Origin of the sequence: Bradyrhizobium sp. CCBAU 53351 (assembly GCF_015291745.1) — a bacterium.
Classification (GTDB): domain Bacteria; phylum Pseudomonadota; class Alphaproteobacteria; order Rhizobiales; family Xanthobacteraceae; genus Bradyrhizobium.
Map to the genome: position 1 here is coordinate 2,680,256 of NZ_CP030059.1, position 18,182 is coordinate 2,698,437.

The window sequence follows — 18,182 nt, forward strand, 5'->3', positions numbered from 1 at the left end:
CATGGGTCAGATTACACTTCAAGGCGTGCAGAAATCGTTTGGCCCCGTGCACATCATCAAGGGCGCTGACTTGGACATCGCCGACGGCTCCTTCGTGGTGTTCGTCGGTCCGTCCGGCTGCGGCAAGACCACCTTGCTGCGGCTGATCGCCGGGCTCGAGGACGTCACCGGCGGCAACATCCTGATCGACGGCAGGAACGTCGTCGACACGCCGCCCGCCAAGCGCGGACTGTCGATGGTGTTTCAGTCCTACGCGCTCTATCCGCATATGAGCGTGCGCGGCAATATCGGCTTCGGCCTGAAGATGGCTGGGCTGGCGAAAGACGAGATCAACCGCAAGGTCGAGGCCGCCGCCGCGACATTGAATCTCACACCCTATCTCGATCGCAAGCCGCGCGAGCTTTCCGGTGGCCAGCGCCAGCGCGTTGCGATCGGCCGGGCCATCGTGCGCGAGCCCAAGGCGTTTCTGTTCGACGAGCCGCTGTCCAACCTCGATGCCGCGCTGCGCGTGCAGATGCGCATCGAGGTGACGCGGCTGCAGAAGCAGCTCGGCACCACCGCGATCTACGTCACCCACGACCAGGTCGAGGCCATGACCATGGCCGACAAGATTGTCGTGCTCAACGGCGGCAAGATCGAGCAATACGGCTCGCCCCTGGAGCTCTACGAGCGGCCCGCCAATCTTTTCGTCGCCGGCTTCATCGGCTCACCCAAGATGAATTTCGTCACCGGCGAGCTCGCCCAGCAGCAGGGGGCGGCGACCATTGGCGTGCGGCCGGAGCATCTCAAGATCGAGCGCGACGGAGCGGGCGGCTGGCAGGGCACGATCGCGGTCGCCGAGCATCTCGGCAGCGACACCTTTCTCTATGTCGATGCCGGCGCGCTCGGCATGCTGACGGCGCGCTATATCGGGGAATTGAGCCTGCACGCCGGCGACCGCGTCTCACTGGTGCCGGACCCCGCCCGCATTCACCGCTTCGATGCGAGCGGCAACGCGCTTCGGAACTGACAAGAAACGGAAAGACGACCATGTACCTGGAGAAATTCAAGCTGAACGGCAAGACCGCGTTCATCACCGGCGGCGGGCAGGGCATCGGCCTTGGCTGCGCGGAAGCGCTGGCTGAAGCGGGCGCCAGGGTGATCATCGGCGACCGCGACAGCAGGATCGCCGACAGTGCCAAGGCCAGCCTGAAGGCGAAGGGCTTTGACATCGAGACCGCGATCATGGACGTGACCGACACCAAGCGCGTGGCGGAGGTCGCCAACGACCTCGTCGCCCGCCACGGCAAGGTCGACATTCTCGTCAACAATGCCGGCATTGCCCGCAGCGAAACTCCGGCCGAAACCGTCACCGACGAGCACTGGCTCAACGTCATCGACGTCAATCTCAACGGTACCTTCTGGTGCTGCCGCGAATTCGGCAAGCATATGCTGAAGGCGAAGAGCGGCGCCATCGTCAATGTCGGCTCGATGTCCGGCTTCATCGTCAACAAGCCGCAGGAGCAGTGCTTCTACAACGCCTCCAAGGCTGCGGTTCATCACCTGACCAAATCGCTGGCCGCCGAATGGGGCGCGCGCGGCATCCGCGTCAATGCGGTGGCGCCGACCTATATCGAAACGCCGCTCAACGCCTTCGTGAAGAGCAACGCCAAGATGTATGACGCCTGGATCGGCGGAACTCCGATGGCGCGGATGGGACAGGTCGAGGAGATCGCCTCCGTCGTGCTGTTCCTCTCCTCGGAGGCCGCGAGCCTGATGACCGGCAGCATCGTGCTGGTGGATGGCGGCTACACTTGCTGGTAGGCTCACCGTCAAAACTGACGGAAAGCGACCGGGAGCGACAATGCCGCGAGCGTATATCGGCGTCGACGTGGGGACCACCAGCACGCGGGCCGGGGTGTTTGACGAGTCTGGAACCCTGCTTGCAACCGCCCGGCATCCAATCCGGATCTGGCACGAGCCCGGCGACGTTGTCGAGCAGTCCTCGCAGGACATCTGGGAAGCCTGCGTCAGATCGGTGCGGGCCGCGATGGCCGAAGCGTCGATCGCGCCTGACAGCATCGGCGGCATCGGCTTTGACGCCACGTGTTCGCTGGTTGTCCTCGATAGACAGGGCGAGCCGCTCACCGTCAGCGCATCCGGCGAGGCCGAGCGCAATGTCATCGTCTGGATGGATCATCGTGCCGTTGCCGAGGCGCGGCTGATCAACGAGACCGAGGATGCTGTGCTGCGCTATGTCGGCGGCTCGATCTCGCCAGAAATGGAAATGCCGAAGCTGCTATGGCTGAAGCGGCACCTTCGTGGGAGCTTCGACGCCGCCGGCCACTTCTTCGATCTCGCGGATTATCTGACCTGGCGCGCGACCGGCTCGCTGCAGCGCTCGACCTGCACCGTGACCTGCAAGTGGAACTATCTCGCCCATGACGGCGGGGGCTGGAGCGCGCAATTCTTCAAGCGCATCGGCCTGTCGGACTTCGTCACCGAGAAATACGCCCGCATCGGCACCGAGATCGTCGCCCCCGGCACGCGGCTTGGCTCCGGACTCACCCGCACGGCCGCGGCCGAACTCGGCCTGCCAGCGGGCATACCAGTCGGCGCCTCGCTGATCGACGCCCATGCCGGGGGCATCGGCGCGATCGGCGGCCGCGACGGCGCGGGCGGGACCAGCGATGCCTGCGACCGGCTCGCCTATATCATGGGAACGTCGGCCTGCATCATGGCGACGACGAAAGAACCGTGTTTCGTGCCGGGGGTGTGGGGACCTTATTACTCCGGCATGGTCCCGGACTTCTGGCTCAACGAGGGCGGCCAGTCTGCAGCGGGTGCGGCGATCGACCATCTCCTCAAGTCGCATCCCGGCCATGCCGAGGCCAGCGCCGCTGCGCGCGGTGAGGGTCTCGACCTCATCGACTTCCTCGAGCGCCGCATCATCGCGCGTACCGGCAGCGCCAGCCATGCTGCGCTGCTTGCCCGCGATATCCATGTGCTTCCCGAGTTCATCGGCAACCGCTCGCCCTACGCCGATCCCGACACGCGCGCGGTGATCGCGGGCCTCGATCTCGATACCGACATCGCCTCGATGGAGCGGCTGTTCGTCGCTGGCCTGTGCGGACTCGCCTATGGCCTCGCCGAGGTGATCGAAGCCTTTGCCGCGCATGGCGTGCGCTCCAGCATCATGATCATGGGCGGCGGCGCCAGCCGCAGTCCGCTGGTACGGCAGATCATGGCCGACACGACGGGGCTTACCGTCGCGCTGCCGCAGACGAAGGAGCCGGTGCTGCTTGGTGCTGCGATGCTGGGGGCGGTGGCCGGAGGAGCCTACGCCTCGATCGGCGAGACCATGGCCAGGATGTCGGCGCTGGGCCGCAAGAGCGAGCCGACCGCGCCCGACATGGCGGCGTTTCACAGGCGCAAGCGCGCGGTCTACAAGCTGCTGCGCGAGGTCGACCGCGGCAGCCGCGCGGCGATGGGCGACATCGCGAGAGGTTGAAAGACATGCTGATTGCCTGCGGCGACGCGCTGATCGATTTCGTGCCGACGCGAAACGCCGAGGGGCGCGAGGCGGTGATGCCGGCGGTCGGTGGTTCCTGCCTCAACGTCGCGATCGGGATGGCGCGGCTGGGCGCGCCGCCCGGCTTCGTCGGCGGCATCTCGACAGACTTGTTCGGGCGGATGATCGCAGATCATGCCGCGGCCTCGCATGTGGACCTCAGCTTCGCCACTCGGAGCGATCATCAGACCACGCTCGCTTTCGTCCGCATCGTCGCGGGCGAGTCGCATTACGCCTTCTACGATGCCGAGACCGCGACACGAAACTGGACCTATCGGCGTGGCTCCATTCCGTTCGACACGGTCGAGGCCGTCCATGTCGGCTCAACCACGCTCGTCAACGACCGGGGCGCAGCCGAGACCGAGGCGCTGATCGCGGATGCGCGCACGTCCTCGACGATCTCCTTCGATCCGAACTGCCGCCCCAATCTGGTCAAGGACAAGCCGGCCTATCTCGCGCGCATGGGCGAATTTGCGGGGAGGGCCGATCTCATCAAGATGTCGGACGTCGACTTCGCCTATCTCCATGGCGACGAGCCTTATCCGCAGCGCGCCCGCATGCTGCTCGGGCAGGGCACCAGTCTCGTCGTCATCACCCGCGGCAATCATGGCGCGATCGCGTGGCACGCGGGGGCAGGGCAGATCGAGGTCGCCGCGCCCAAGGTCGAGGTTGCCGACACGATCGGCGCGGGCGACAGCTTTCAGGCGGCACTGCTCTTTGCCCTGCACAAGCAGGGACGCATTGCCCGGCAAGCATTGAAGGACATCAGTGCCGACGAGCTCCGTCGCGCCCTGTCCTTTGCCGCCAATTGCGCCGGCCTCACCTGCACGCGCCCGGGCGCCGATCCGCCCTGGAGCCATGAGATCAATTGGCGCTGGTAGCCCGCCTCACATCCGCGCGACGGCCTTCTCGGCGCATTTGAGAAACCTGGAGATCAGCGGGCTCTGGGAATCCCGTCGCCAGCACACCGCGATGTCGATGGAATCGGCGGCATCGCGCAGCGGCCTGAACACGATGCCGCTTGGCGCGCCGAGCTTGGCGCAGGCCGGCACGATCGCAAAACCTTCGCCGGCGAGCACCAGGCTCAGCGCCGAATGCACCGTCTCCACCCGGCTCGCAATCGGCATCACGATCTGATGCCGGCGCAGCAGGGCCGCGACTGCGGAAGAGGCGGGATCCTGCTCCGGCGGCGGCAATGCGATCAGCGGGCGGCCCTGCAACCGTTCCATCGGCACGGTGCCGAGCCGCGCCAGCGGCGAGCGGATCGGCATGGCCAGCATGAAGGGCTGGGCACCGATCCGAGCCACCTGGATTTCGGGATGGTTGATGGCCGGCATGCACAGCGCAACCGTGACGCTGCGATCGAGCAGCCGGGCCTCGCGCGTCGATGCGCTGAGCTCGGCAAACTCGAGGTCGACACCGGGCACCGAGCGCCGCAGCTCGGGGATCAGCCGCGGCAGCATCGCATTCGCCAGCACGAACATGTAGCCGACCGAGAGCCGCCCGCGCTTGCCGGCGGCGACCGCGCGCGCGGCTTCGGCGCCGTCGACGGCCAGCGCCAGCGCCTCGCTCGCGCGCGACAGCAGCGCCTGGCCTGCCTCGGTCAGGTCCATGCCGCGGGTGCCGCGGCGGAACAGCGGCGCGCCGATCTCGGCCTCGAGCTTGCGGATCTGCACCGAGAGCGGAGGCTGCGCCATCCGCAGCCGCTCGGCGGCCTTGCCGATGCTGCGCGCCTCGGCGACGGCGACGAAATAGCGGAGCCGGCGAAGATCCATTGGCATACCGAAAACGTATGGGTTGGCGACCAAAATCGTATTGGACGGCCAGTTAACAGAACTGTCATTCTCGCTGTCAATGCTTTGGCCAACGAGGGCCAGCTTCGGAGCGTGGTGTGACGATGAACGGCGATCCCTGTCTCCTGTCTGCAACCGAGCTGCGCGGCCTCATCGCCGCCAAACGCATTTCTCCGGTCGAGATCACCCGCGCCGTGCTCGCCCGCACCGAGGCGCTGCAGGGCAAATTGAACTGCTTCATCACGATCTGCGGCGACGAGGCGATGGCGCAGGCCCGCGCGGCCGAGCGCAAGGTGATGACCGGCGAGGAGCTCGGCCTGCTGCACGGCATCCCCGTCACGGTCAAGGACATCGTCAACACCAGGGGCGTCAAGACCACCTTCGGCGCCGTTCCCTACAAGGACAATGTGCCGGCCGAGGACGCCGTGGCGGTGGCGCGGCTGCGCCGCGAAGGTGCCATCCTCATCGGCAAGACCACGACGCCGGAATTCGGCAGCAAGTGCCTGACGGATTCGCCGCTGTTCGGCCGGACCCGTAACGCGTGGGACGCCTGCCGCTCCTCCGGTGGCTCCAGCGGTGGCGCGGCCGTGGCGGTCGCCAGCGGCATCGCGCCGCTTGCGATTGCGACCGATGGCGGCGGCTCGACGCGGATTCCCGCCGCCTGCAATGGCGTGGTGGGTTTGAAGCAGAGCAACGGAGTGATCCCGCACAGCCAGGCGCTGGATGTTTTCGGCAACCAGACCTATGTCACGCCGACCACCCGCACCGTTGCCGACACCGCATTGATGATGCAGGCAATGGCCGGAGAGGATGCCTGCGATCCCTGGTCGATCGGCGTGCCCGTGCCTGACTTCATCGGCACGAGTGCGGCGGGCGGTGACCTGCGCGGGCTCAGGATCATGTGCTGCCTGACGCCGCCGGGCCGTCCAGTGTCCGCTGAGGTCGCCGCCAATTTTAGGGCGAGCCTCGATCGGCTGGCGGGGTTAGGGGCGGAGCTCGAGGAATTCTCCGGCGAGGATTTCGACATCGAGCCGATCTGGCGTGCCATCAACCACACGGTCTGGCGCACGCGCTTTGCCAAGCTCGCCGCAGAGCACAAGGACGAGCTGAGCGAGGCCTTCCTCAAGCAGCTCGCGCTCGCGACCGAGGTCAGCGGCGTCGACTACCAGGAGGCGATGTTCGCGCGTACCGCGCTGTTCCGCCGTGTGCAATCGCTGCTTGCGCGCGGGCATCTGCTGGCGATGCCCACCCTGACGCGGACCGCACTTCCGATCAGCCAGGACCTGTTCGGCAGCATCGAGATCGATGGCCGGCATTTCGACAGCGTCCGGCCACACTGGTTCCCCTGGACCATGCCGTTCAACATGACCGGCCATCCCGCGATCAGCCTGCCCTCAGGCTTTGCCCGCGACGGCTTGCCGATCGGCCTTCAACTGGTCGGCCGCTTCCGGGCCGACGCGGAATTGCTGCGCGTGAGCGCGCTGTTCGAGGCCTCGAGCGGCCTTCTGTCGCGCTGGCCGGAGTGACGACATGCCCACGCAGCAAAAGGGCCGTTGTCAAAGGACTTGCCTCCGGCGGCCGGACATGTTGATCGTGCCGCAAGTGAGCTTCGAGCCCGAGCGCGCATGAGCGTATTTGTCCTCCGACGTCTGGTGACCTTGCTGGCGACGCTGGTCGGCGCCTCGCTGATCATCTTCCTGGTGCTCGACGCGCTTCCCGGCAATGCCGCGCAGATGCTGATGGGCGCGGATGCCTCGCCGGATGCGGTCCGCGCGCTCACCGTCAAGCTCGGGCTCGACCAGCCCCTGGCGGTTCGCTATCTGCAGTGGATCAAGGGCCTCTTCATCGGCGATCTCGGCAACTCCTATGTCTACGGCACGCCGGTTGCGAGCCTGATCGCGGAGCGGCTGCTGCTGACCGTTCCGCTCGCCATCATGGCCATGACGATCACGGTGACGCTGGCGCTCTCGGCCGGCATCTACACCGCTGCCAACCACAACAAGCTCGGCGACGTCGGCGTGATGTCGTTGACGCAAATCGGCATCGCGCTGCCGAATTTCTGGTTTGCGATCCTGCTGGTCCTCTTGTTCTCGGTGCGGCTGCAATGGCTCTCGGCGGGCGGCTTTGCCGGCTGGGAGGACGGCATCTGGCTCGGTATCAAGTCGCTGCTGCTCCCCGCCGTCTCGCTGGCGGTGGTGCAGGCGGCGATCCTCGCGCGCGTCACGCGTTCCGCCGTGCTGGAAGTGCTGCGGGAGGATTTCGTTCGGACTGCGCGCGCCAAAGGGCTCGGCAAGCGCGAAGTGCTGTGGAGCCACGTGCTGCGCAACGCCATGATCCCCGTGATGACGGTGATGGGGCTGCAATTCGCCAATCTGCTGGCCGGCACCATCGTGATCGAGAACGTGTTCTACCTGCCGGGCCTCGGCCGCCTGATCTTCCAGTCGATCGCCAACCGCGACCTGATCGTGGTGCGCAACTGCGTGATGCTGCTCGCGACCATGGTCGTCATCGTCAATTTCGTGGTCGACGTGCTCTATGCCTTCATCGACCCCCGCATCAAGGTTCACGACCTGTGAGCGAGCCCCTGATCATCGATGCACCGCTCGCGACGCGCCCGCTGCCGGCGCGGACGTTCTGGCGACGCGCGCTGCGCCATCGCAGCTTCGTGCTCGGCGGCGCGCTGAGCCTTCTGGTGCTTCTCTCCGCGTTGCTGTCGCTGGTGTGGACGCCGTGGTCGCCTTACGAGATCGATATCGCCTCGAAGCTGCGGCCGCCGTCGGCAGCGCATTGGCTCGGCACCGATTCCTTCGGCCGCGACATCGTCTCGCTGCTGCTCGCCGGCGCCCGCTCCACCATCATGGTCGGGATCATCGCCGTCAGCATCGGTCTCACCTTCGGCGTCACGCTCGGCCTGATCGCTTCGGCGCGGCGCGGCTGGACCGAAGAGGTCATCATGCGGTTCTCCGATTTCACCTTCGCCTTTCCGGCCGTTCTGTCCGCGATCATGCTCGCCGCGGTGGTGGGGCCGGGCATGGTCACCTCGATCGTCGCGATCGGCATCTTCCAGATCCCGACGTTGACCCGGCTGACGCGCGGCTCGGCCAACGCGATCTGGGCACGCGAATTCGTGCTGGCCGCGCGTGCGGCGGGGAAGGGGAAATTCCGCATCACCGTCGAGCACGTGCTGCCGAACATCCTGTCGATCCTGATCGTGCAGGTCACCATTCAGTTCGCGCTCGCCATTCTCGCCGAAGCGGCGCTGTCCTATCTCGGCCTCGGCACGCAGCCACCGCAGCCGTCCTGGGGGCGGATGCTGAACGATGCACAGACACTGCTGTTCCAGTCGCCGATGCTCGCGGTCTATCCGGGCGCTGCCATCGCCATCGCGGTGCTCGGCCTCAATCTGCTCGGCGACGGCTTGCGCGATCTGCTTGATCCCAGACTGGCGCGGGAGCGATGACGATGGTTGAGCGCTCCGATATGCCGCTGATCGAGGTCGACAATCTCGGCGTCCGCCTCAACACCAGCCGCGGGCCGGCGCAGGCCGTGCGCGGTGTCAGTTTCTCGCTCAAGCGCGGCGAGACGCTCGGGCTGGTCGGCGAGTCCGGTTGCGGCAAGTCCGTCACCGCGATGTCGCTCATGGGGCTGCTGCCTGATAGCGCCGTGGTCTCGGGCAGCATCAGGCTCGACGGCAACGAGCTCGCCGGGCTGCCGGATGCGGATTATTGCCGCCTGCGCGGCAACCGCATCAGCATGATCTTCCAGGAGCCGATGACCGCGCTCAATCCGATGCACACGATCGGGCATCAGGTTGCCGAGCCGCTGCGACGTCACAAGAAGCATTCGGCGGCACAGGCACGCCAGGAAGCCATTGCCTTGCTCGATCGCGTCGGATTGCCCGATCCGGCGAGGCGGGTCGATGCCTATCCGCATCAGTTTTCCGGTGGCCAGCGTCAGCGCATCACCATCGCGATGGCGCTCGCCTGCGAGCCGGATCTCTTGATCGCGGACGAGCCGACCACCGCGCTCGACGTCACCATCCAGGGCCAGATCCTCGACCTCATTGCCGACCTCGTCGAGGAACGCGGCATGTCGATGATCCTGATCTCGCACGATCTCGGCGTCATCGCCGAGAACGTGCAGCGCATGATGGTGATGTACGGCGGCACCGTCGTCGAGAGCGGACCGACCGACGAAGTCTTCCGCCGCATGGGCCATCCCTATACGCAAGGCCTGTTCCGCGCCCGGCCGAAGCTCGGCGCGCGCAAGGGGACGCGGCTGATGACGATCTCGGGCACCGTGCCGGAGCTGGCTGACCTGCCGGCTGGGTGCACCTTCTCCGCGCGATGTCCGCTGGTGATCGATGCGTGCCGCGCCGCGCTGCCGCCGATGGTGGAGGTGGGACCTCGCCATGGCGTGCGCTGCGTCCGAACTGACGTCTCGATGGCAGAACGTGTTGGAGCGCTGACCGCATGACCGCCGCACCCCTTCTCGACGTGAGGGATCTCGAGCAGCGCTACGCGCTGCCGCGGGAGAGCCTGTTTCGTCCGCCGGGGCAGGTCCGTGCGCTCAATGGCGTGAGCATGCAGGTTGCCGCGGGCAAGAGCCTCGGCGTCGTCGGCGAATCCGGGTCGGGCAAGTCGACCTTCGCGCGGCTGGTGATGGCGCTGGAGCGGCCGACGTCGGGGCAGGTCGCGCTGCTCGGGCGCGATCTCAACCGCATTCCCGCGGATGAGCTGCGCCGCGCCCGGCGCGATTTCCAGATGGTGTTCCAGGATCCCTACGGCTCGCTCGACCCGCGCCAGACCATCGCGCGCATCGTGGCCGAGCCCTTGACCGTGCTGGAAGGCGCCGATCGCACCACCTTCCGCGACCGCGTCGCCGCCGTGCTGCGCCAGGTCGGCTTGCGCGATGCGGACATGGAGAAATATCCGCACGAATTCTCCGGCGGCCAGCGCCAGCGCATCGCCATCGCGCGCGCGCTGATCACCCAGCCCAAGCTGATCGTTGCCGACGAGCCGGTCTCCGCGCTCGACGTCTCGGTGCAGGCCCAGGTGCTGAACCTGATGCAGGATCTGCAGGAGCAGTTCGGCCTGAGCTACATCCTGATCAGCCATGACCTCGCGGTCGTCGACTATCTCTGCGACGAGGTCGCGGTGATGTATCTCGGCCGCATCGTCGAGCAGGGCCGCCCCGAAGACCTGTTCGAGCATTGCGCCCATCCCTATACGCGGGCGCTGCTGGAGGCCGTGCCGCGGGCGGGGGCCGTCGGCGACCGGCGGCGGCGCGGTGGCCAGGCGATCGCCTCGCAATCGGCGGCGACGGCCGGATGCCCCTATGTCCCGCGCTGCCCGCTCGCCGAGCAGCATTGCCGAGAAGCCTTGCCTGCGTTACGCAAGGTCGGCGAGGGGCACCTTGCCGCCTGCCACAGGGCGGAGGCCGTGATGGCGTTGCCGCGGACGGCCATGGAAGGTTAGCGTCCCAAGCGGGATTGGCATAGGCTTAGGACAAAAGCAGGCCGGGGAGTTACGCATGTTCAGGAAACTATCGATCGTCGCCTTTGCCGCCGCGTTGCTGGCAGCGCCCTTGCCGGTGCTGGCGCAAAGCAAGAAGGACAGCGTCGTCATGGCGATGGCGCTGGAGCCGCCGGGGCTCGATCCGACCAACGCCGCGGCTGCCGCGATCGCCGAGGTGACGCTCTACAACATCTACGAGACCCTGACCAAGATCAACGAGGACGGTTCCACCTCGCCGCTGCTGGCCGAGAGCTGGACCGCATCGCCCGACCTGAAGACCTATACGTTCAAGCTGCGCAAGGGCGTCAAATTCCACAATGGCGAGCCGTTCAATTCCGCCGCGGTGAAGTTCTCGTTCGAGCGCAACGCCGCGCCGAACAGCACCAACAAGGACAAGAGCCTGTACCAGGCTTTCGAGAAGGTCGAGACGCCCGACGCCGACACGGTCGTGATCACGGTGAAATATTCCGAGCCGAACCTGCCGTTCCTGCTCGGGCAGGCGGGCGGCTCGATCGTCGAGCCGAAGAGCGCGGCGACCAACGTCACGCAGCCGGTCGGGACCGGACCTTATCAGCTAGGGGCCTGGGCCAAGGGGTCCTCGATCACGCTGACCAAATGGGCAGACTATCGCAATGCCTCGGCGATCAAGCTCTCCAAGGTGACGATCCGCTTCATCTCCGATCCGGCGGCGCAGGTGGCGGCGCTGCTCTCGGGCGACGTCGATGCGTTCCCGCGCGTCGCCGCGGCGCGTGCCCTGGCGCAATTCAAGGCCGATCCGCGCTTCACCGTTCTGGTCGGCGGCTCCAGGGCCAAGACCATCGTCGCGATCAACCACCGCAAGAAGCCGCTCGACGACGTCCGCGTGCGCCGCGCCATCCTCGCCGCGATCGACCGCAAGGCGATGATCGACGGCGCCGTCGATGGTTTCGGTACGCCGATCGGCAGCTTCTACGTGCCTGGTGCGCTCGGCTATGTCGACACCACTGGCGTCAACCCCTACGACCCCGAGAAGGCCAAGAAGCTGCTCGCTGAAGCCGGCGTCACCACGCCGCTGGAACTGTCGCTCAAGCTGCCGCCGCCGTCCTATGCGCGGCAGGGCGGCGAGATCGCCGCGGCCCAGCTCGCCAAGGTCGGCATCATCGCCAAGATCGAGAACGTCGAATGGGCGCAATGGCTGTCGCAGGTCTTCGCCGGCAACGGGCCGCACAATTTCGATCTCACCATCGTCAGCCACGTCGAGCCGTTCGACCTCGTCAAGATTACTGAGCCTGACTACTATCTCGGCTACAACAACGAGAAGTTCAACGCGCTCTACAAGCAGATCGTGTCGACGCCGGAGGAGGCCGCCCGTGCCAAGCTGCTCGGCGACGCCCAGCGCATGCTGGCCACCGACGCCGTCTCCGCCTATCTCTACCAGCCGCAGCTGATCACCATCACGGCCAAGAAGCTGAAGGGCGTCTGGAAGGACGTCCCGCAATACGAGAACGATTTCTCGACCTGGTCCTGGGAGTAAGGAACGCCCGATCAAGCCGAGCCTGTTGCTTCAATTCTGGCCTCTCCCCATCGGGAGGGGCCAATCTTTTTGGCGTGTCCAAACAAGAATCTGAAAAACAACCCCATACACAGTAGCCGGGCGTAGTCATTTCAATGGCTTGCGTCTTGCGCATTCAATGCTCGAGGCGATGCGCCGGGGCATTGATCCGTCGGGCAAAACACCGGCAATCCAGCATCGGCGCGTCGGCCGTCGCCGTGCAGCGGGAACGCAGCGCGGTTCCCTGCGGCAATCAAACTCTCTCCCGAATTCCTGCAAATCTCTGCCATCTACCAAAGGTAGATTCGCTCCCGGTGAAGCGTGGTCAACAACGCGTCTTGCAAAAGAAAAGCATTCTGCAGGCGTCAGGCCCGCTTCCGACAATGAAATGGGAGTTACGCCATGCAGCATCTGCCGAACGACAGCTACGACGTCACGCTTGACCAATTTGGCCAAATCGCGACGGTCTACGGAGATCCCGGCTTTCCGGCATCCACCGACGTCGTGGGCGGCAACGACACCGTGACGGCCACCGTCGCCGCGCTCAATGCCAAAATCACGATCTTCGGCGACGACCACACGATGTTGCTTGGTCATTCCCGAGGCGGAAACGACACGTTGATCGCCGACATCGACGGCGGCTGGGACACCGCCGTCGTAGTGGGTGATAGCCAGTCGATGATCGACGACGCCAAGGGCGGCAATGACACCATCGTCGCGGATGCCGGCGGCACGGTCTACACCACGGTTTCGGCCTTCGGCGACGTTGCGGGGGATATGTCAGGCAACGCGCAGGGCGGCCATGACGACATGACCGGCTCGATCGGGTGGCGCGGTGGCGAGAACCAGTTCGCCGGCGATGCCGGCGGTTCCATGATCGACACTTCGCACGGCGGCAACGACACGATCGATGTGAGCGTGCTCACCACCGACGGAGGGGCGACCATCAGCGGCGACGCCATCGGTGCCCTGCGAGGTCTCGCACAAGGCGGCAACGACAATTTGACCGTGACGCTGAACGGCGACAGCGCCATATCCGGCGGACGGTTGTCGGGCGATTCGTCGACGTCCCTGATGGATCTTGCCCAGGGGGGCGACGATGTCCTCAACGTCAAGATCGACGGCCAGTATGCGGATGCGATCTCGTTCGTGTATGGCGACGCGCCGATCATGTCGGGTCATTCTCATGGCGGCAACGATATCCTCAACGGCGGCGCCGGCCGGGACTTCATGTATGGCGATGCGTGGAGCTATGAGCCTGCATCGCCCGGGTCGATCACCGGCGGCATGGATACGCTGAACGGCGGGGCTGGCGACGATCAGCTGTGGGGCGGTGGAAACAGCGACCTTTTCGCCTTCGACACGGGCTCCGGCAACGACACCGTCAACGACTTCAACCAGGGCAACAAGGTCGTCGGCAGCACCGCAGCGGAACACGACCTGATCGACGTGCAGGACTACGGCTTCGCGGACTGGGCGGCGCTGTCGAAACTGATCAGCGACAATACCGCTGGCGATGCCGTGATCCATCTTTCCGCCAGCGCATCGATCACGCTGGACGGGGTTCACGCGGCGGACTTGCATCCAGCCGACTTCATCATCTGAGGGCCCGGAGCAAGGGCGGCATCGCGATCGCGACCGCGCCATGACGAGTTCGCTGCACGACGCAGCGAAACTCGTCGCTATCAAACTCTGTCCCGAATTCCAGCAAACCTCCGCCATCCAACAAAACTACATTCGTCTCCGCGAAGCGGGTCACAGCACGTCGCAAAAATCCAGCGACGTCAGGCCCGCTTCCGACAATGAAATGGGAGTTACGCCATGCAGCATCTGCCGAACGACACCATCGACGTCCTGCTCGACCAGTTTGGTCAAATCGAAACCGTCTACGGCGATCCGAACTTTCCGACCACCACGGACGCTTGGGGCGGCAACGACACCGTGACGGCAACCGTCACCCAGCCCGAAGCCGATGTCACGATCTTCGGCGACGACAATACGACGTTGCATGGCCAGTCCCACGGCGGCAACGACACTCTGACCGTTAATCTGAACTACGGCTGGAACTCGTTCCTCGTGGTCGGCGATGCCCAGGCGATGACCGACGACGCCGAGGGCGGCAACGATACGATCGATGTCCAGGCCAGGGGGCTGTACACCGACGTCCATGTTTTCGGCGATGTTGCCGGCGACATGTCGGGCAGTTCCCAGGGCGGCAGTGACACCATCACGGGTGCGGTGGGCTGGCGAAGCTACGACCATCTGTATGCCGGCGATGCCGGTGGTTCCATGAGTGGCACGGCCAAGGGCGGCAATGACACGATCGACATCGACGTGGACACTCTGCAGGGCTTTGCGACGGCCAGTGGCGATGCCATCGGCTCCATCGGCGGCGATGCGCATGGCGGTAACGACAACATCAGCTTCAGTTTCGGCACTGACGTCGCCATGACAGGCGGATTTGGCTACGGAGATTCGGTGACCTCGCTGACCGACAATGCCAAAGGGGGCGATGACATTCTCACACTTGCGTTCGATGGCATCGACACCGTCCAGTTTGCGCACCCGGAGCTCTTCGGCGATGCACGGACCATGTCCGGCAATGCCCAAGGCGGTAACGATATTCTCACCGGCGGGGGGACTAACGATCACCTCTATGGAGATGCCGCGAACTATGCCCCCGCAACGCCGGGCTCGATTACCGGCGGCAGGGATATCCTCAACGGCGGCGCCGGCGATGATCAGCTTTCGGGCGGAGGAAACAGCGATACCTTCGTCTTCAACACCGGCTCCGGCAACGACCTGATCACCGATTTCGATCAAGGCAACAAGGCGGTCGGCAGCACCGTGACCGAGCACGATCTGATCAACGTGCAGAACTACGGGTTTGCGGACTGGACGGCGCTGTCGAAACTGATCAGCGACAACGACGCCGGCGATGCCGTGATTCATCTGTCGGCGAGCGATACCATCACGCTCGACGGCGTCCAGGCGGCGAACCTGCATGCGACCGACTTCCTGATCTGAGCGAGTTGCTTCGGGCGCAACGACCTCGCCCTGCCGACAGCGGGGCGAGAGGTGGGTTCCGCCTTCGACGCCCGACAGGACCACCGCCTTCCCGCCTGGACGTGCCCCGCAGCCGCCAGGCGGAGCGGGTGTGCTCCACTGGTTCTGCGTTAACCATCATCGACGGTTTCAACCTGAACGCAATCGCTTCGAAGTTTCTTAAATTTTGCCGGGTTACCACTTCGGGCATGGTGACCTGGGGACGGATATGAGCAAGCGGGCCAAGCGCAAGAAAGCGGAAACGCTCGCAATACCCATGGTCGCGAGGGTTGCAATCGGCGCCGTGGCCGTCGCCGCATTGGGGTACGGTTTGCTCTCTCGCCCGGCGAGCGTGCCACCGGCACGGAAACCATCCGCATCCCAGGCCCAGGCCTCGTCAACTCCGGTTTACGTGGCACCTCCGGTTCATGCCTCGGCGCCGCCTCCGGCTCCAGTTCCGGCCCCGGCCCCGGCGCCTCTGGTCGAACCACCGAAAGCCGCTGAGGGTCCCGGCGCTCTTGCCCGCCAAGTGGTGGACTATGCCAGCCGCCAGGCGCCTGGCACCGTGATTATCGATACCAAAAACACGTTCCTCTATTTCGTCCTGAGCGATACGCAGGCATTGCGCTACGGCATCGGTGTTGGCCGCGAGGGTTTCACATGGTCCGGTGAGCAGACCGTGGCTCGCAAAGCGGAATGGCCGGATTGGCATCCGCCCGCAGAGATGATTGGACGTCAGCCTTATCTGCCGCGGTTCATGGCGGGCGGTCCCGGCAATCCGCTCGGCGCGCGCGCGATGTATCTGGGCGAGACCGAATATAGAATTCACGGCACCAACAAGCCCGATACGATCGGGAAGCGGGTTTCGTCCGGTTGTATCCGGCTGACCAATGAAGATGTCATGGACCTCTACGAGCGGGTGAAGGTCGGAGCGAAAGTGATCGTGCTTCCCGCGAGTGTTGCCCGTCGACCATCCCAGGGAACGCCGCCCGACGCCGCTTTCCGGTTGCCTGACCCTGCATCGCCGTCGAACCGGCCCTTGGCTGCCAACGCGCAGATGCTGTCATCCGGACCGAAGGTCGCCGAGGTCAAGTAACCGATGCAAGGCGGCGGCGCACCGTTCGAAAACGATGCGCCGCTCCTCTCATGCGGCTTCCGCGTCGACATTGCCGATCCAGTCGCGGGCGAGCGTCACGTCGGCTTGCGACAATTGATGGCCCGCCGGCAGCACCCTGTGGGTCACGCTCGCACCTGCTTGCGAGAGCAGGGCCGCAAGCCTGGCCGAATTGCCGGCCGGCACGATCGGATCGCCTTGCCCGGACAACAGCAGGACCGGCTTGCCTGCAAGATCGGCCCTTGGCGGATCCGACAGCGGCACCATCGCGCGCAGCAGGATCGCGCCGGCAAGCACGTCCGGCTTCAGCAGCAACAGCGCGGCTGCGATGTTGGCGCCGTTGGAGAAGCCGACCGCGACAGGCGCGGCGATGCCGTAGCGCTGCCGCGCCTCGCTCACGAAGTCGCCGAGCTCTTGCGCGCGGCGGCGCACATCGTCCTCGTCGAACACGCCCTCGGTGAGACGACGGAAGAAGCGCGGCATGCCGTGCTCGAGCACGCGGCCGCGCGGCGAAAGCAGGGCGGAACCTGCTGAGATCATCCTGCCGAGCCCGAGCAGGTCGTTCTCGTCGCCGCCGGTGCCGTGCAGCAGCAGCAGCGGAGGGGAGCCCGCGCGGGTCGCGGGCTCGAAGCGATGGATGAAGGCATTCTCGGTCATGACGCGGTCTCTTCCAGGCTCGGCAGCACGCCCTCGATCTGCTTGCGCTGATGCTCGAGGAAAACAGGCAGCTTGAGGTCGCGTCCCAGCGTCGCGACGGGCTCATCGACGGCGAAGCCGGGGATGTCGGTCGCGATCTCGAACAGCACGCCGCCGGGCTCGCGGAAGTAGATCGAGCGGAAGTAGTTGCGGTCCCGCTGCTCGGTCGGATGCAGGCCGTGATTGCTCATGAGCTTCTGCGCCATCCGGCCCTGCTCGGCATCGTCAGCCGCGCGGAAGGCGATGTGATGCACCGAGCCGCCGCCCTGATGCCCGCGCAGAAAGCCCTTGGCCTCGTAGATGTCGACGACGCTGCCCTCGGCATCGCCCGGGGCCTTGAAGCGGATCACCGAGCCTTCGCGGCCGGTCTCCTTGAAGCCGAACACGTCGGTGAGAACGGCGGCGGTCTTCGCGGCGCTGTCGAGCAGCAGCGTCACACCGTGGAAGCCGCGGATGGCATGCTCGGCCGGCACGTCGCCATTGCTCCAGCCGGGCTCATTCTCGGCGCCGGGAATGCCGACGAGGGCGAGCGCCATGCCGTCAGGATCGGTGAACGGCAGCACGGACTCGCCGAAACGCTTTTCAAGTGCCTCGTAGGCGATGCCCTTCTCGGTGAAGCGCTGGGTCCAATATCCGAGCGAGCGCTGCGGCACGCGGAAGGCGGTCTGATGGGTCTCACCGACGCCGCGGCGTCCGGGTGACACGCCGGCCCAGGGGAAGAAGGTCAGGATGGTGCCGGGGCGGCCGGTCTCGTCTCCATAATAGAAGTGATAGGTGCCGGGATCGTCGAAATTGACCGTCTTCTTGACGAAGCGCAGGCCCAGATCCCGTGTGTAGAAGCCGAAATTGCGGATGGGGTCGCCGGCGATCGCGGTGACATGGTGCAGTCCAGACATTGTTGTCCTCCAGAACTCGAGGAGCGGTTTCGCTCTCTGGG

The 18,182-nt window shown here is 65.6% G+C and carries 16 protein-coding genes; 13 read left to right on the plus strand and 3 right to left on the minus strand.

Annotated features, from left to right (window positions below; genetic code table 11):
• Window position 1 precedes the first annotated feature (1 nt).
• Genes XH83_RS12495 through XH83_RS12510 form a run of 4 tightly spaced genes read left to right on the plus strand, consistent with a single transcriptional unit; the run spans window position 2 to window position 4,431 of the window.
• A complete protein-coding gene (locus XH83_RS12495; RefSeq protein WP_194407277.1) occupies window positions 2-1,009 on the plus strand; it encodes an ABC transporter ATP-binding protein in 1,008 nt (335 codons plus the stop codon).
• 20 nt (window positions 1,010-1,029) lie between these two features.
• A complete protein-coding gene (locus XH83_RS12500) occupies window positions 1,030-1,803 on the plus strand; it encodes an SDR family NAD(P)-dependent oxidoreductase (RefSeq protein WP_194407278.1) in 774 nt (257 codons plus the stop codon).
• Between the two features lie 40 nt (window positions 1,804-1,843).
• A complete protein-coding gene (locus XH83_RS12505; protein ID WP_194407279.1) occupies window positions 1,844-3,490 on the plus strand; it encodes an FGGY-family carbohydrate kinase in 1,647 nt (548 codons plus the stop codon).
• Between the two features lie 5 nt (window positions 3,491-3,495).
• Entirely contained in the window at window positions 3,496-4,431 is a 936-nt protein-coding gene (locus tag XH83_RS12510) for a carbohydrate kinase (RefSeq protein WP_194407280.1), read from the plus strand.
• Between the two features lie 6 nt (window positions 4,432-4,437).
• Here the strand turns inward: XH83_RS12510 and XH83_RS12515 are convergent, their stop codons facing one another.
• On the minus strand, window positions 4,438-5,325 hold the full coding sequence (locus XH83_RS12515) for a LysR family transcriptional regulator (RefSeq protein ID WP_194407281.1): 888 nt from the start codon (window positions 5,323-5,325) through the stop codon (window positions 4,438-4,440).
• A gap of 122 nt (window positions 5,326-5,447) precedes the next feature.
• Here XH83_RS12515 and XH83_RS12520 point away from each other — a divergent pair, with 122 nt between their 5' ends.
• The 9 genes from XH83_RS12520 (at window position 5,448) to XH83_RS12560 (ending at window position 16,531) form a co-directional block, all read left to right on the plus strand.
• Window positions 5,448-6,869, plus strand: coding sequence for an amidase (locus XH83_RS12520; protein WP_194408246.1), 1,422 nt, complete (start codon window positions 5,448-5,450; stop codon window positions 6,867-6,869).
• A 99-nt stretch (window positions 6,870-6,968) separates the two neighbouring features.
• Window positions 6,969-7,919, plus strand: coding sequence for an ABC transporter permease (locus XH83_RS12525; protein WP_194407282.1), 951 nt, complete (start codon window positions 6,969-6,971; stop codon window positions 7,917-7,919).
• On the plus strand, window positions 7,916-8,803 hold the full coding sequence (locus XH83_RS12530) for an ABC transporter permease (RefSeq protein ID WP_194407283.1): 888 nt from the start codon (window positions 7,916-7,918) through the stop codon (window positions 8,801-8,803). Before XH83_RS12525 ends, XH83_RS12530 begins: the two co-directional genes overlap by 4 nt.
• 2 nt (window positions 8,804-8,805) lie before the next feature.
• The gene (locus XH83_RS12535; RefSeq protein ID WP_194407284.1) at window positions 8,806-9,819 is read left to right on the plus strand and encodes an ABC transporter ATP-binding protein; all 1,014 of its coding nucleotides are present in this window, start codon (window positions 8,806-8,808) and stop codon (window positions 9,817-9,819) included.
• Entirely contained in the window at window positions 9,816-10,820 is a 1,005-nt protein-coding gene (locus XH83_RS12540) for an ABC transporter ATP-binding protein (RefSeq protein WP_194407285.1), read from the plus strand. Before XH83_RS12535 ends, XH83_RS12540 begins: the two co-directional genes overlap by 4 nt.
• Window positions 10,821-10,875: 55 nt before the next feature.
• Entirely contained in the window at window positions 10,876-12,372 is a 1,497-nt protein-coding gene (locus XH83_RS12545) for an ABC transporter substrate-binding protein (RefSeq protein ID WP_194407286.1), read from the plus strand.
• Between the two features lie 420 nt (window positions 12,373-12,792).
• A complete protein-coding gene (locus tag XH83_RS12550) occupies window positions 12,793-13,995 on the plus strand; it encodes a calcium-binding protein (protein ID WP_194407287.1) in 1,203 nt (400 codons plus the stop codon).
• Window positions 13,996-14,211: 216 nt separating this feature from the next.
• A complete protein-coding gene (locus XH83_RS12555) occupies window positions 14,212-15,417 on the plus strand; it encodes a calcium-binding protein (RefSeq protein WP_194407288.1) in 1,206 nt (401 codons plus the stop codon).
• A 247-nt stretch (window positions 15,418-15,664) separates the two neighbouring features.
• Window positions 15,665-16,531, plus strand: a complete 867-nt coding sequence (locus XH83_RS12560; protein WP_194407289.1) for a L,D-transpeptidase — start codon at window positions 15,665-15,667, stop codon at window positions 16,529-16,531.
• A gap of 48 nt (window positions 16,532-16,579) precedes the next feature.
• Here XH83_RS12560 and XH83_RS12565 read toward each other — a convergent pair whose 3' ends face one another.
• Together XH83_RS12565 and XH83_RS12570 are read right to left on the minus strand one after the other, a co-directional pair.
• Window positions 16,580-17,206 carry an alpha/beta hydrolase gene (locus tag XH83_RS12565; RefSeq protein ID WP_194407290.1) on the minus strand — a complete coding sequence of 209 codons (627 nt, stop codon included), beginning with the start codon at window positions 17,204-17,206 and terminating at the stop codon, window positions 16,580-16,582.
• Window positions 17,203-18,141, minus strand: coding sequence for a ring-cleaving dioxygenase (locus XH83_RS12570; protein WP_194407291.1), 939 nt, complete (start codon window positions 18,139-18,141; stop codon window positions 17,203-17,205). The genes XH83_RS12565 and XH83_RS12570 overlap by 4 nt, the downstream gene beginning before the upstream one ends.
• Between the last annotated feature and the right edge of the window lie 41 nt (window positions 18,142-18,182).

Bases quoted from the DNA above. Each gene is read 5' to 3' on its own strand.
- XH83_RS12500 (WP_194407278.1), top strand. From the start codon at position 1,030: ATGTACCTGGAGAAATTCAAGCTGAACGGCAAGACCGCGTTCATCACC.
- XH83_RS12540 (WP_194407285.1), top strand. From the start codon at position 9,816: ATGACCGCCGCACCCCTTCTCGACGTGAGGGATCTCGAGCAGCGCTAC.
- XH83_RS12550 (WP_194407287.1), top strand. From the start codon at position 12,793: ATGCAGCATCTGCCGAACGACAGCTACGACGTCACGCTTGACCAATTT.
- XH83_RS12555 (WP_194407288.1), top strand. From the start codon at position 14,212: ATGCAGCATCTGCCGAACGACACCATCGACGTCCTGCTCGACCAGTTT.
- XH83_RS12560 (WP_194407289.1), top strand. From the start codon at position 15,665: ATGAGCAAGCGGGCCAAGCGCAAGAAAGCGGAAACGCTCGCAATACCC.
- XH83_RS12520 (WP_194408246.1), top strand. From the start codon at position 5,448: ATGAACGGCGATCCCTGTCTCCTGTCTGCAACCGAGCTGCGCGGCCTC.
- XH83_RS12515 (WP_194407281.1), bottom strand. From the start codon at position 5,325: ATGGATCTTCGCCGGCTCCGCTATTTCGTCGCCGTCGCCGAGGCGCGC.
- XH83_RS12505 (WP_194407279.1), top strand. From the start codon at position 1,844: ATGCCGCGAGCGTATATCGGCGTCGACGTGGGGACCACCAGCACGCGG.
- XH83_RS12510 (WP_194407280.1), top strand. From the start codon at position 3,496: ATGCTGATTGCCTGCGGCGACGCGCTGATCGATTTCGTGCCGACGCGA.
- XH83_RS12545 (WP_194407286.1), top strand. From the start codon at position 10,876: ATGTTCAGGAAACTATCGATCGTCGCCTTTGCCGCCGCGTTGCTGGCA.
- XH83_RS12535 (WP_194407284.1), top strand. From the start codon at position 8,806: ATGGTTGAGCGCTCCGATATGCCGCTGATCGAGGTCGACAATCTCGGC.
- XH83_RS12570 (WP_194407291.1), bottom strand. From the start codon at position 18,141: ATGTCTGGACTGCACCATGTCACCGCGATCGCCGGCGACCCCATCCGC.
- XH83_RS12495 (WP_194407277.1), top strand. From the start codon at position 2: ATGGGTCAGATTACACTTCAAGGCGTGCAGAAATCGTTTGGCCCCGTG.
- XH83_RS12525 (WP_194407282.1), top strand. From the start codon at position 6,969: ATGAGCGTATTTGTCCTCCGACGTCTGGTGACCTTGCTGGCGACGCTG.
- XH83_RS12565 (WP_194407290.1), bottom strand. From the start codon at position 17,206: ATGACCGAGAATGCCTTCATCCATCGCTTCGAGCCCGCGACCCGCGCG.